This window comes from Pseudomonas trivialis (genome assembly GCF_001439805.1).
GTDB classification, from domain to species: domain Bacteria; phylum Pseudomonadota; class Gammaproteobacteria; order Pseudomonadales; family Pseudomonadaceae; genus Aquipseudomonas; species Aquipseudomonas trivialis.
In genome coordinates this window covers 137,582-150,182 of the sequence record NZ_JYLK01000011.1, presented here as the reverse complement: position 1 = coordinate 150,182, position 12,601 = coordinate 137,582, and the positions used below count along the sequence as shown (strand labels likewise).

Below are 12,601 nucleotides of genomic sequence, written 5' to 3'. Positions count from 1 at the left end.
ACGCACTCATTGACGCCGATGCCGACTGCTCATCGCGTCTCCAGCGCCTGCGCCACAACCGTGGCGCGAGCGCTGGCTTGAATCAGGCCAGTGGCACGCGACGGCTGGTCAGTGCGAAACGGCCTACGAAGAAGCTCAAGGCCGCGCCCAGCAACAACATGGCCAAGGTGCTCCAGGCAGCGCGCGACAGTTGCTTGGCGGCCACTTCACCGGCTTCGCGGGCTTTCTGCTCGGCTTGCTGCTTGAGTTCTTCAACCTTCTGCATGGCTTGCTGATAAGCCTGGGCATAGTTGTCGACGATCTGGGTAGCTTCTGCCTTGCTCTTGCCAGTACGCGCAGCAACGATATTGACCAGTGCTTCCTTATCGGCAGCGTTCAGCGCCGGTTCGCCCGAAGCCTTGACGCGTTCGAACCACTGCTTCAACTCATCGCTGGCCTGGGCAGGATTGTTCGCAGCATCGGTTGCCGACTGCTTGCCATCAGCGGCAGCCTGATCGGTTTTCTGCTCGACGTTGGACGGGTCCAACTCAGGCTTGCCGGTTTGCTTGAGCAAGGTGTCGAGTTGACCTTGCAGGCTGTTCCAGTCCAGCTGGATGCCCTGCTCGTTCAATTGCTGCTTGATGCTGTCGCCGATGCCCGGTGCGGCGGCGGCGATACCGCTGCCGGCAGCCGACAGGCCTTTGCCCACCACATTGCCGGCGGTGCCGACCACGCTTGAGGCCAGGCCGGCCAGCAGCCAGGTGGTGAACAGGGTGGTCAGGGTCCAGGTCAGCACGCCGTGCAGACCGCCGCGATCCGGCGCAGTACGCCCGGCCACGAATGCACCGACGGCGATTGCCACCAGCGTCGAAACAAACAGCCAGATCCCGGCACCGGTGCCGAAACCACTCAGCGGGTTACCCGCTTCCATCGGGTTGACGGCGCTGGCGCCGATTGCAGTGCCGAGCACGCTCAAGACCAGATAGGTCACCAGTGCAATTGCACTACCGGCCAATACCGAGCTCCAGGACACGCGAAACAACGAGCGGTTGGTTTCATAGACAGGGGTCATACAAGAGGTCCTTCACAAGTTATAGGAGCAAGGCAAAGTGCCTTGATGTTGTGAGTGTGGCGAAACGACATACGTTCAGTCCTGGCCCATCTGCACTAGATCGATTGGTGCATTCGCACCTCAATGGGCTCATTTTTTCTGCACGTTCGCGAACCTCCCCTGTCGTAGTTTCATGCACTTAAAGACCGGAGAGCCCATGACACAGGACGTTCTTGCCAAAGAAACCAACCGCCGCCAATTGCAGCAGATCATCTCGGGTTTATCCGATGGCGTGATCCTGGCCGAGGTCGACCAGACCATCCTCTGGGCCAACGAAGCCGCGCTGGCCATGCACGGCGTTGGCGATGTGATGGGCCTCGGTGGCGACGGCCAGCAATACGCCGAACGCTTCGCTCTGCGCTATCGGAACAACCACCCGCTGCAAGCGGACAGCTACCCTCTTGCCCGCGCCGCCGCCGGCGATGAGTTCAGCGACGTGGTGGTCGAAGTCACGTCCACCGCCGACCCGGACAAAACCTGGGTGCACCGCCTGCGCAGTCTGGTGATCACCGATGCCAAGGGTGAGCCGGAATTGCTGGTGCTGATTCTCAGCGACGCCACCGAGTGGGCCAGCGCCGAGCAGCGCTTCGAAAAAACCTTCAACGCCAACCCGGCGCCCGCGGTGATCTGCCGCCTGAGTGATCTGCGCTACATCAAGGTCAACCAGGGCTTTTTGGAAATGACCGGCTATAACCGCGATCAGGTCATCGGCAAGTCCGTGTATGAGCTGGACGTATTGGAACAGGCCGAGCGCAAGGACCTGGCCATCCAGCGCCTGGGTGAAGGCAATACCATCCCGCAGATGCAGGCCGAACTCAGACTGCCCGAAGGTGGCAGCAAACTGGTGATTGTCGCCGGGCAGCCGCTGGACATGAACGAGGAAGACTGCATGCTGTTTTCCTTCATGGACCTGGAGCCACGGCGCAAGGCGGAAATCGCCCTGCGCCAGAGCGAGGAGCGCTTCGCCAAATCCTTCCGCCTCACGCCCGTGCCGACGCTGGTGTGCAATGCCGCCAACCGCCAGGTGGTGGACGTCAACGAAGCCTTTATGAACATCACCGGCTACATCAGCGAAGAGCTGATCGGCAAGGCCATCGAAGACATCAACTTTATCGACAGTGCCTCGGCCGGCGCGCAGCTGTTCACCACCCTGGAAAAAGTCGGCAACCTCGACGGGCAGGAGTTGAAAGTGCGCAAAAAGGGCAACGAAGTGATCGACTGCGTGGTGTCAGCCGACACTGTGAGCATCGAAAACGTGCCTTGCTACCTGCTGGTATTGATGAACATCACCGAACGCAAACGCTCTGAGCTGGAGCTGGTGGCGGCCATCGAAGAAGTGATGCAGGACGCCTCATGGTTCAGCCAGACCCTGATCGAGAAGCTGGCCAACGCCAAGAGCGTCAACAGCCCCAACCTGCCGAACGTGGCCTTCACCGACCTGACTGCGCGCGAACGCGATGTGCTGGGGCTGATCTGCGAAGGCCTGGCCGACAAGGAAATCGCCTCGCGCCTGAAGCTGGCGCCCAATACGGTGCGTAATCATGTGGCCACGGTGTATTCCAAACTGGGGGTGCACAGCCGCAGCGCAGCGATCGTCTGGGCCCGTGAACGCGGGCTGTTTGCCGGAGAACTGCGCCTGAAAAACAAGCCTTAGGCATGCAAATGCACTAGTGCCTCTAGTGCGAATTCGCCTTCTGGCGCGGGGGAGCGATCAATAACCTTGGAGGGACCGCATTGAATGCCCTGAAGGAAACTGCATGCTCACCGTCTCTCAATTGCGCAATTGCATCGAGGAAGGCCTGTTGCCGTTAACCTGCGAGTTCACCCTGTGCCGGGATGCGTCACTGACCCTCAAGGTCTACGACGCCGAGACCGGCCGGGTGGACCTGGTCGTCACCGGGATTACCACCAACCGGCTGCACACCCCGGAGGAAGTGACCAGAATGGTTGAAGAGTTGCGCTACGAACTGCAAAGCAACACCGTGGGCAAGCTCACGCTGGATGATTGGCCTTCCATCACGCCCCGATAAAACAGCACACCTTCTCCCAACGATAAACTCCCCCATCTGCAGGAAGGTAACGCGACCCTTGCGGCCGGTTACCTTGATCCAGAACGCTGCGCGCGATTATTTCTTCGCCGGGGTGATCTCAAGAATGGTGCCGTTGGTGGTCTTGAGCAGCACGTACTTGTCGGCCGCCTTAGCCCACTGGTTGTTTTCACCTGGGTCCTTGAGGCCACGTTTTTTCCAGTCTTTTACCGCCGACTCCTCGCGCATCAGAATATCCGGCGCGCGGTCGCCCTCTTTCAAGTCACGGGCATTGATGTTGGAAGGCTGCACGGTTTCCTGGGGGGTATCACCGGCCTGGGCCACAAAGCTGGCGGTGGACAGGCTTGCAGCAACGAGAACGCAGGCAGCTAGGGATCTGGACTTCATGGGTGCTCCTTCAATTAATGACGCGTACCCAGATTCGGACCTCAGCCGCGCGGAATCATTCAGGCCATGTTTTTGTGACACGCGGGCTTGCCCTGATGCCGTTCAGTTAAACGCAAACTCCCTGTGGCGAGCGGGCTTGTTGTGGCGAGCGGGCTTGCCCCGCGTTGGGCTGCGCAGCAGCCCCCAAGACCAGGCACCGCGTTTTCCTTGATTGGGGGCGCTTCGCACCCCAACGCGGGGCAAGCCCGCTCGCCACGGTTCGGCATAGATCCTTGGCACTGGTTGCCCATATGAAATTTATCCTGTAATTTTTCATGAAATTTATCGACATTAATTTCATGAACCAGCAAGAAGAACTCGCCACCCTCGCCGCCCTGATCCACGACCTGCGCAAGCACAAGAAACTCACCCTCGCGCAGCTGGCGCAAAAGATCGAGCGTTCCGTGGGCTTTGTGTCCCAGGTGGAACGCGGCCTGTCGCGCCCGACCGTGGCGGACCTCACCGCCATCAGCCACGCCCTTGACGTGCCCACCACCTATTTCTACAGCCTGCCCAAGCCCAAGGCGGTGGATTGGGTCACGCGTCCCAATGAGCGGCGCACGGTGTATTACGCCAATGGCATCACCGACATCCTCGTCTCGCCGAGCATGAACGGCGCCTTCTCCCTGCTCGACAGCCTGCTGGCGCCCGGCGCCAACAGTGGTGAACAGAGCATGAGCGACCGCGCCGAGCAGGCCGGCTTCGTGCTCGAAGGCGAGTTGACGCTGTGGGTCGAGGGCGAGGTCGACAGCGTCACCCTCGGCCCGGGCGACAGTTTCCATCTGGCCAGTTTCGCCCACTGTCGCTACGCCAACCTTACCGATGTGCCTGCCCGCGTGCTGTGGGTGTACAACTAGGAGCAACCCCTGTGAAAACCCCATCCTGCGCGTTGCTGGCCGAAGTCCGCGCGTTTCGCCAGACGCACCCCGATGTGCGCTATGTCGACTTGATCGCTCTGGACATACCCGGGCATTTCTACGGCAAGCGCTACCCGGTGGAGATGCTCGAAAAAGTCGCCGCCGGCAGCCCCCTGAAACTGCCTCAGAACGCCGTACTGCTGGGGGTTCAGGGCGGGCTGTTCAAGATCGGCGATTACTGTTTCAACGACGGCGACCCGGATGCCAATCGCCGCCTGGTGCCGGGCACGCTCAAGCCGGTGAGCTGGGAGTCGCAGCCATTGGGGCAGATGCTGATCACCTCCGACGGCACCGACGCGCCCATCGAGTTCGAACCCCGCGAGGTGCTGGCCAGGGTGTTGCAGCGCTTGCAGCACAAGGGCATTCACCCGGTGGTGGCGTTCGAGCTGGAGTTTTACCTGTTCGATAAAAAGCTCGCCAACGGCCTGCCGCAATTCCCCCGCGACCCGCTGAGCGATGACGCCGACGACCAGCCCAACCTGCATATCGAACGGCTGTCGCGATTCAGCGTCGTGCTCGACGACATGGCGCAAACCGCCAGGGACCAGGGCATCGACAGTACCGTAATCACTGCCGAGATCGGCCCCGGCCAGTTCGAGATCAATTTCGGCCATTCGGCCGACGCCCTGCGCGCCGCCGACTGGGCCGCCCTGTTCTGCCGCAGCACACGCGGCGTGGCGCTCAAGCATGGCTACCGCGCCAGCTTCATGGCCAAGCCCTACCTGCAATTTCCCGGCAGCGGCATGCACGTGCACGTCAGCCTGTACGACGGGGCGGGCAACAACCTGCTGGCCGCGCACCAGCAGCAGCCGCTGCGCCACGCGGTGGCCGGCTGTCTGCAATTGCTGCCCCATTGCATGCCGATCTTCGCCCCCCACCACAACGCCTTGCGCCGCCTGGGCGGCACGGTCAACGCCGCCACCCGCGCCAGCTGGGGCTTCGAAGACCGCGACGCGTGCGTGCGCATCCCCGAGTCCGACCCGCGCAACCTGCGCATCGAACACCGCCTGGCCAGCGCCGACGCCAACCCCTACCTGGTGCTGGCGGCGATCCTGGCCGGCCTCGAACACGGGCTTGAAACCCGACAAGAGCCCATCGCCCCGCTGAACGACGACCGCAGCAGCGGCACCGACTTCCCCGTGGAAATGCTCGACGCCGTCCGCGCCATGCAGCACCACACGGTCGTGCGCGACACACTGGGCGCGGAGTTTGTTGACGTGTATTGCGAGAACAAACGCCAGGACCACCTGGCGTTTCAGCAGGAGATTAATGCGCGGGAGTATCGCTGGTTTCTCTGAACCTGGCGTTGTTCTTCAGGGACGAAAATCACCTTTTCAGGCGATTACAGACTTGTGGCGAGCAGGCTTGTCCTGCGTTGGGCTGCGCCGCAGCCCCAAAACCAGACGCTGAGCCGTATCAGGTACACCGCGTTTTGCTGGATTGGGGGCGCTTCGCACCCCAACGCGGGGCAAGCCCGCTCGCCACAAGAAGCCCGCTCGCCACAGAGGCTGCAACTGGCTGCACGACAGCGCCACGCCTCCCACCTTTTTACCCGGTTTCGTCAGGTGGGCGCGCCGAGCAACAGCGCTTGCTCCCGTGCGCACAGCTCCACCACGTAATCCCACAACACTCGCAGCCGCACCGATTTATGCAGTTCACGGCGCGAGCTGATCCAGTAGCTGCGCTGAATACCCTCTTCCGGCAGCAACGCGATCAGGTCCGGGTCGCCGGCGGCCATGAAGCATGGCAGTACGGCGATCCCCAAGCCGGAGCGCGCCGCTTGATGCTGGGCGATGACGCTGGTGCTATGGAATACCACTTTGGGGGTGCGGCAGAAGCTGCTGAGAAATTTGAGCTCCTGGCTGAACAGCAGGTCGTCGACGTAATCGATCCAGGCATGGGCCGCGAGGTCTTCGCGCTTTTCAATCGGCGGGTGGCGGTCCAGGTAGGCACGGCTGGCGTAGAGCGCCAGGCGGTAGTCGGTGAGTTTGCGGGTGACCAGTTGGTCGACGCTGGGACGCTCCAGGTGGATGCTGATTTCCGCCTCGCGGTTGAGGATGCTGACGAAGCGCGGCACCGCCACCAGCTCCACTTCCAGGCCGGGATAACGCTCGAACAGGCCGCCCATGCGCCCGGCCAGGAACATCACGCCCAACCCTTCCGCCACGCCCAGGCGAATCTTGCCCAGGGGCGCGGCAGAGTGGGTGAGTTCGTCTTCGGCCAGCAAGGCAAGGTTTTCCATGGCTTCGGCGTGCTTGAGCAGCGCTTCGCCGGAGGGCGTCAGTTCATAGCCCTGGGCATGCTGCACAAACAATGCGGTGCCGAGGCTCTTTTCAATCGCTTCGATATGCCGGGCCACCGTGGCGTGCGTGGTTTTCAGGCGCTGCGCGGCGGTGAGCAGGCGACCGCTGCGCTGTAATTCAAGAAAAAACCGCAGGTCATTCCAGTCGAACATGTCGCCTCCATTGCGTGGCCCTGGGCAGCGCTGTTTAAAAACGCACAGCAGCTGGGCAAAAACTAACATTTTTAAGACGAAAACTAACAACTAGGATGAAACCAATAAGAAAAACAAGCGAGACCTCAAATGCCTCTTGCTACCGCGCAATACGATTACGTGGTGGTCGGTGCCGGCCCCGCAGGCTGCCTGCTGGCCAATCGACTGTCCGCCAACCCCGCCCACCGCGTCCTGCTGCTGGAAGCCGGTGGCCGCGACAACTACCCCTGGATCCACATTCCCGTCGGCTACCTGTTCTGCATCGGCAACCCGCGCACCGACTGGTGTTTCAAGACCGAAGCCCAGGCAGGCCTGCAAGGCCGTGCGCTGAGTTACCCACGGGGCAAGGTGCTGGGCGGCTGCTCGTCGATCAACGGCATGATCTATATGCGCGGCCAAGGCCGGGACTACGACGGTTGGGCGGCCGCCGGCAATCCCGGCTGGGCCTGGAAAGACGTGCTGCCGCTGTTCAAGCACAGCGAAAACCATTTTGCCGGTGGCTCGGAATTCCACAGTGACGGCGGCGAATGGCGCGTCGAGCAGCAGCGCTTGCACTGGCCGATCCTCGATGCCTTTCGCGAAGCAGCAGCGCAAAGCGGCATTGCCTCGGTCAGTGATTTCAACCAGGGCGATAACGAAGGCTGCGGTTATTTCCAGGTCAACCAGAAAGCCGGGGTGCGCTGGAACGCGGCCAAGGCGTTTCTCAAACCCGTCCGCCAGCGGCCCAACCTCACCGTGTTGACCGACGTGGAAGTCGACCGCGTGGTGCTGGAAAACGGCCGTGCATCAGCGGTGGTCGGCCGTCAACATGGCCAGCAGATGACCTGGAAAGCGCACAAGGAAATCGTGTTGTGCGCAGGTGCCGTGGGCTCGCCGGGCATCCTGCAGCGTTCGGGCATTGGCCCCTCCAGCGTGCTCAAGCCGTTGGGCATCGAGGTGCTGCACGAATTGCCGGGCGTCGGCGGCAATCTGCAGGACCACCTGCAACTGCGGCTGATCTACAAACTGGAAAACGCCCGCACGCTTAACCAGATCGCCGGCACCGTGTGGGGCAAGATGGGCATGGGCCTGCAATACCTGTATGACCGCACTGGCCCGCTGTCGATGGCGCCCAGCCAGCTCGGCGCGTTTGCCCGCTCGGGGCCGGAACAGGCCTCGGCCAATCTTGAATACCACGTGCAGCCGCTGTCCCTGGAGCGTTTCGGCGAACCGCTGCACGCATTCCCGGCGTTTACCGCATCGGTGTGCGACCTGCGCCCGCAGAGCCGCGGGCGTATCGATATTCGCTCGGCCAACCCGGCAGATGCGCCGCTGATCCAGCCCAATTACCTGAGCCATCCCGAAGACCTGCGCGTGGCCGCCGACGCCATTCGCCTGACCCGACGCATCGTGGCCGCACCGGCGCTGAGCCAGTTCAAACCGGTGGAATACCTGCCCGGCGAGGCGTTGCAGACCGAAGAACAACTGCACGAAGCCGCCGCCCGTATCGGCACGACGATCTTCCACCCGGTGGGCACCTGCCGCATGGGCAGCGACAGCGATGCCGTGGTCGACGCACAACTGCGGGTACACGGCGTACCGGGGCTGCGCATTGCCGACGCCTCAATCATGCCGCGCATCACCTCCGGCAACACCTGCTCACCCACGCTGATGATTGCCGAGAAGGCCGCGCAGTTGATCCTTTCACCGCCCACAAGGAGCCTCGCCCCGGAGAAAGAACGGGTTCATGCAATCTGAACAGCGGCGTCAACATTGACGCCGACAGTGGAACAACAATAAATAATCACTGTGAGGACTACCCGATGTCAGAACATGCTCAACCGCTCGGCGCCGCACTGCCTGCCAGCGCCGGTAACGACTCTAGAAAAGTCATCTTCGCCTCGTCCCTCGGCACGGTGTTCGAGTGGTATGACTTTTTCCTCTACGGCGCCCTGGCGGCCGTGATCAGCAAGCAGTTCTTTGCCGGGGTCAACGACACCACGGCGTTCATCTTTGCCTTGATGGCCTTCGCGGCGGGGTTCGTGGTACGCCCGTTCGGCGCGCTGGTGTTCGGCCGCCTGGGCGACATGATCGGACGCAAGTACACGTTTCTGGTCACCATCATTTTGATGGGCGTCGCCACCTTCTGCGTCGGGCTGTTGCCGACCTACGCCAGCATCGGCATCGCGGCGCCGATCATCCTGATCGTGCTGCGCATGCTGCAAGGCCTGGCACTGGGCGGCGAATACGGCGGCGCTGCGACTTACGTGGCCGAACACGCTCCAGCAGGCAAACGCGGCCTGCACACCAGCTGGATCCAGTCCACCGCCACCCTCGGCCTGCTGCTGTCGCTGCTGGTGGTGCTGGCCTGCCGTTACTTCACCGGTGATCAATTCGAAGTGTGGGGCTGGCGCATACCGTTCCTGTTCTCCATCGTGCTGCTGGGCATTTCCACCTGGATCCGCATGAGCCTGCATGAGTCGCCAGCGTTTCTGAAGATGAAAGAGGAAGGCAAGGCCAGCAAGGCGCCGATCCGCGAGTCCTTCGGTAAATGGGAAAACCTCAAGGTGGTGCTGATCGCCCTGTTCAGCATCAACGGCGGGCAAGCGGTGACCTTCTACGCGGCGCAGTTCTATGTGCTGTTCTTCCTGACCCAGTTCCTGAAAATGGACCCGGCCCTGGCCAATATGCTGCTGATCATCAGCGTGGTGATCGGTGCGCCGTTCTTTATCTTCTTTGGCTGGCTGTCGGACAAGGTCGGGCGCAAGCCGGTGCTGATGCTCGGCCTGCTACTGGCCACCGTGCTGTACTTCCCGATCTTCAAGAGCCTGGCGCACTACACCAACCCGGCCATGGACCAGGCCAGCCGACAGGCGCCGATCACCGTACTGGCCGACCCGGCCACCTGCACGTTCCAGTTCGACCCGGTGGGCAAGGCGCGGTTTGACAGCCCCTGCGACAAGGTCAAGACCTTCCTCGTCAAGCAAGGCCTGCCCTACACCAGCGCCGCCGCACCGGCCGGCAGCCCGGTGCAGGTGAGCGTGGGTGACGTGCGCATCGATGGCTTCGACGAAGCCGCCCTGCGCGGCGCGGTGACCCTGGCCGGCTACCCGAGTTCGGCGGATGTGGCCCAGGTGAACAAGGTGATGGTGGTGGTGCTGATCGTCGCACTCATCCTGATCGCGGCCATGTGCTACGGCCCGCTGGCGGCCCTGATGGTGGAGCTGTTCCCGACGCGCATCCGCTACACCTCAATGTCCCTGCCCTATCACATTGGTAACGGCTGGTTTGGCGGGTTCCTGCCGACGGTGTCGTTCGCGTTGGTGGTGTACACCGGGGATATTTTCTACGGGTTGTGGTATCCGGTGGTGGTGACGGGTGTGAGCCTGATTGTCGGGCTGTTCTGCCTCAAGGAAACGCGCCATGTGGACATCGATAACAACTGATTGATCGGTGGAAATCCCTGTGGGAGCAAGCCTCTCCCACAGGGTTTTGCAATGAATACACAAATAGCTGTACATCCATACAGATAATGGTTGCTCAATTGCCTTCGACTAAGCATCCTGCAAGGCATCAACCCAAGCTGATGTGATGACCATGCGGCTGTACCTCTGTGAAAAACCCTCCCAGGCCAAGGATATCGCGGCCGTGCTCGGCGCCAGCCGCCGCAGCGACGGTTGCTGGCTGGGCAATGGAGTCACCGTTACCTGGTGCATCGGCCACCTGCTGGAAACCGCTCCGCCCGACGCCTACGACGCCAAATACAAACGCTGGGTATTGGCCGACCTGCCGATCGTGCCGGAAAAATGGAAAATGCAGGTCAAGCCCAAGACTGCAAGCCAGTTCAAGGCGGTCAAGCGTCTGCTGGGAGAAGCCCAGGAACTGATCATTGCCACCGACGCCGACCGCGAGGGCGAGATGATTGCGCGTGAGCTGGTGGAACACTGCCGTTATCGCGGGCCGATCCAGCGGCTGTGGCTGTCGGCGCTGGACGATGCCTCCATCCGCAAGGCCCTTGCCGCGCTCAAGCCCGGCGCCGAAACCTTCAGCCTGTACCACTCGGCCCTGGGTCGCTCGCGCGCCGACTGGCTGATCGGCATGAACATGAGCCGCCTGTTTACCTTGCTGGGTCGTCAATCCGGTTATCAGGGCGTGTTGCCGGTCGGCCGCGTACAAACCCCGACCCTGCGTCTGGTGGTGGACCGCGACCGCAGCATCGCCGATTTCGTACCGGTGGCGTACTGGGCCATCGATGTCGACCTGCGGCACGACGCCATCACCTTCACTGCTCAGTGGCGTGCCGCAGAGGATGCCTGTGACGACCAGGGCCGCTGCCTCAACCCGCAAATCGCCCGTGACGCCGCCCAAGCGATGACCCAGGCCGCCAGCGCCCGGCTGGTGAAGCTGCGCACCGAGCGCATGCGTGAGGTGGCGCCCCTGCCCTTCGACCTGGGCACCCTGCAGGAAATCTGCTCGAAGAAGCTCGGGCTCGGCGCCCAGGAAACCCTGGATATCGCCCAATCCCTCTACGAGACGCACAAGGTCATCACCTACCCGCGCAGCGACTGCGGCTACCTGCCACTGAGCCAGCACAGCGACGCACCAAAGATTCTCGCGGCGCTGGGCCGCGCGGATGCCGCGGTGAACGAGCTGATGCCCCATATCGACCCCCAGCGCCGCTCGCGGGCCTGGAACGACGCCAAGGTCAGCGCCCACCATGGCATCATTCCCACCGGGGCCGGCAAGGATGTCGGGCAACTCGCCGGCAAGCAGCGAGCGGTATACACGTTGATTCGTGCGCGTTACCTGGCGCAGTTTCTGCCCAATCATGAATACGATCGCACCCAGGCCGATTTCGACTGCGCCGGCCAGGCGTTGCGCGCGGTGGGTAAGGTGGTGATCGAGCCGGGCTGGAAGCGCGCCCTCCCCGAAGCACTGGCCCCCGCCAAAGGCCGCGAAACCTCTGCGCCCCAGGCGTTGCCGACGCTGGCGCAGGGCCGGGAGTACGCGGTGGCCAGGGTCAACCTCAAGGACTTGTGGACACAACCGCCCAAACCGTTCACCGAAGGCGACCTGATCAAGGCGATGAAGAACGTCGCCAAGCTGGTGCAAGACCCGCTGCTCAAGCAAAAACTCAAGGACACCACCGGCATCGGCACCGAAGCCACCCGCGCCGGGATAATCCAGGGCCTGCTGGACCGCGGTTACCTGGTGAAGAATGGCAAGGCGCTGTCGGCCACGCCGGCGGCGTTCAGCCTGATCGACGCGGTGCCCCGGGCCATCGCCGACCCCGGCACTACCGCCATCTGGGAGCAGGCGCTGGACATGGTGCAAAGCGGCGAGATGAGCCTGGAAGAATTCGTCGCCAAACAAGCGGCCTGGATGAGCAAGCAGGTGGCGCGCTGCAATGGCATGCGCATGACCATCACCGGCCCGGCCAGCCCGGCAGGCCGGGGTGCCACGCCCTGGAAAAACAAACGCAAGAGCGCCCCGCGCAAGGTGGCGAGCAGCGCCAAGCGCGCGAAAAAGCCAACCAAAGCAGGGTAAATCACGAAAAAATCCGGTAAATGACGTTTTTCGACGGGTTTAACGCCGCTTTGGACCTTGCCCGGTTGTGGGCCGTCTAGGATTCTGTAGGACCCTGACT

At 62.4% G+C, this 12,601-nt stretch carries 10 protein-coding genes; 7 read left to right on the top strand and 3 right to left on the bottom strand.

Going from position 1 to position 12,601, the window contains the following annotated elements; translation table 11 throughout:
- Positions 1-82: 82 nt before the first annotated feature.
- Positions 83-1,051: a hypothetical protein gene (locus TU79_RS17040; protein WP_057009070.1), complete on the bottom strand. Its 969-nt coding sequence runs from the start codon at positions 1,049-1,051 to the stop codon at positions 83-85.
- Positions 1,052-1,247: 196 nt separating this feature from the next.
- On the opposite strand from TU79_RS17040, the gene TU79_RS17035 reads away from it, so the two are divergent.
- Together TU79_RS17035 and TU79_RS17030 are read left to right on the top strand one after the other, a co-directional pair.
- Complete coding sequence (locus TU79_RS17035; protein WP_057009069.1) at positions 1,248-2,744, top strand: helix-turn-helix transcriptional regulator; 1,497 nt, start codon at positions 1,248-1,250, stop codon at positions 2,742-2,744.
- Between the two features lie 103 nt (positions 2,745-2,847).
- The gene (locus tag TU79_RS17030) at positions 2,848-3,120 is read left to right on the top strand and encodes a DUF1652 domain-containing protein (protein ID WP_057009068.1); all 273 of its coding nucleotides are present in this window, start codon (positions 2,848-2,850) and stop codon (positions 3,118-3,120) included.
- A 96-nt stretch (positions 3,121-3,216) separates the two neighbouring features.
- Here TU79_RS17030 and TU79_RS17025 read toward each other — a convergent pair whose 3' ends face one another.
- Positions 3,217-3,525: an RcnB family protein gene (locus TU79_RS17025; RefSeq protein ID WP_057009067.1), complete on the bottom strand. Its 309-nt coding sequence runs from the start codon at positions 3,523-3,525 to the stop codon at positions 3,217-3,219.
- Positions 3,526-3,863: 338 nt separating this feature from the next.
- Between TU79_RS17025 and TU79_RS17020 the strand changes: the two genes are divergently transcribed.
- Together TU79_RS17020 and TU79_RS17015 are read left to right on the top strand one after the other, a co-directional pair.
- Complete coding sequence (locus TU79_RS17020; RefSeq protein WP_057009115.1) at positions 3,864-4,421, top strand: helix-turn-helix domain-containing protein; 558 nt, start codon at positions 3,864-3,866, stop codon at positions 4,419-4,421.
- Between the two features lie 11 nt (positions 4,422-4,432).
- Complete coding sequence (locus TU79_RS17015; RefSeq protein WP_057009066.1) at positions 4,433-5,779, top strand: glutamine synthetase family protein; 1,347 nt, start codon at positions 4,433-4,435, stop codon at positions 5,777-5,779.
- A gap of 263 nt (positions 5,780-6,042) precedes the next feature.
- On the opposite strand, the gene TU79_RS17010 is transcribed toward TU79_RS17015, so the two are convergent.
- Entirely contained in the window at positions 6,043-6,936 is an 894-nt protein-coding gene (locus tag TU79_RS17010; RefSeq protein WP_057009065.1) for a LysR family transcriptional regulator, read from the bottom strand.
- A gap of 129 nt (positions 6,937-7,065) precedes the next feature.
- On the opposite strand from TU79_RS17010, the gene TU79_RS17005 reads away from it, so the two are divergent.
- The 3 genes from TU79_RS17005 to TU79_RS16995 all read left to right on the top strand — a co-directional run bounded on the left by TU79_RS17005 (position 7,066) and on the right by TU79_RS16995 (position 12,501).
- Complete coding sequence (locus tag TU79_RS17005; RefSeq protein WP_057009064.1) at positions 7,066-8,712, top strand: GMC family oxidoreductase; 1,647 nt, start codon at positions 7,066-7,068, stop codon at positions 8,710-8,712.
- A gap of 65 nt (positions 8,713-8,777) precedes the next feature.
- The gene (locus TU79_RS17000) at positions 8,778-10,400 is read left to right on the top strand and encodes an MFS transporter (protein ID WP_057009063.1); all 1,623 of its coding nucleotides are present in this window, start codon (positions 8,778-8,780) and stop codon (positions 10,398-10,400) included.
- Positions 10,401-10,551: 151 nt separating this feature from the next.
- Entirely contained in the window at positions 10,552-12,501 is a 1,950-nt protein-coding gene (locus tag TU79_RS16995; protein WP_057009114.1) for a DNA topoisomerase III, read from the top strand.
- Positions 12,502-12,601: the final 100 nt, after the last annotated feature.

Bases quoted from the DNA above. Each gene is read 5' to 3' on its own strand.
- TU79_RS17020 (WP_057009115.1), top strand. From the start codon at position 3,864: ATGAACCAGCAAGAAGAACTCGCCACCCTCGCCGCCCTGATCCACGAC.
- TU79_RS17000 (WP_057009063.1), top strand. From the start codon at position 8,778: ATGTCAGAACATGCTCAACCGCTCGGCGCCGCACTGCCTGCCAGCGCC.
- TU79_RS17010 (WP_057009065.1), bottom strand. From the start codon at position 6,936: ATGTTCGACTGGAATGACCTGCGGTTTTTTCTTGAATTACAGCGCAGC.
- TU79_RS16995 (WP_057009114.1), top strand. From the start codon at position 10,552: ATGCGGCTGTACCTCTGTGAAAAACCCTCCCAGGCCAAGGATATCGCG.
- TU79_RS17005 (WP_057009064.1), top strand. From the start codon at position 7,066: ATGCCTCTTGCTACCGCGCAATACGATTACGTGGTGGTCGGTGCCGGC.
- TU79_RS17025 (WP_057009067.1), bottom strand. From the start codon at position 3,525: ATGAAGTCCAGATCCCTAGCTGCCTGCGTTCTCGTTGCTGCAAGCCTG.
- TU79_RS17040 (WP_057009070.1), bottom strand. From the start codon at position 1,051: ATGACCCCTGTCTATGAAACCAACCGCTCGTTGTTTCGCGTGTCCTGG.
- TU79_RS17035 (WP_057009069.1), top strand. From the start codon at position 1,248: ATGACACAGGACGTTCTTGCCAAAGAAACCAACCGCCGCCAATTGCAG.
- TU79_RS17030 (WP_057009068.1), top strand. From the start codon at position 2,848: ATGCTCACCGTCTCTCAATTGCGCAATTGCATCGAGGAAGGCCTGTTG.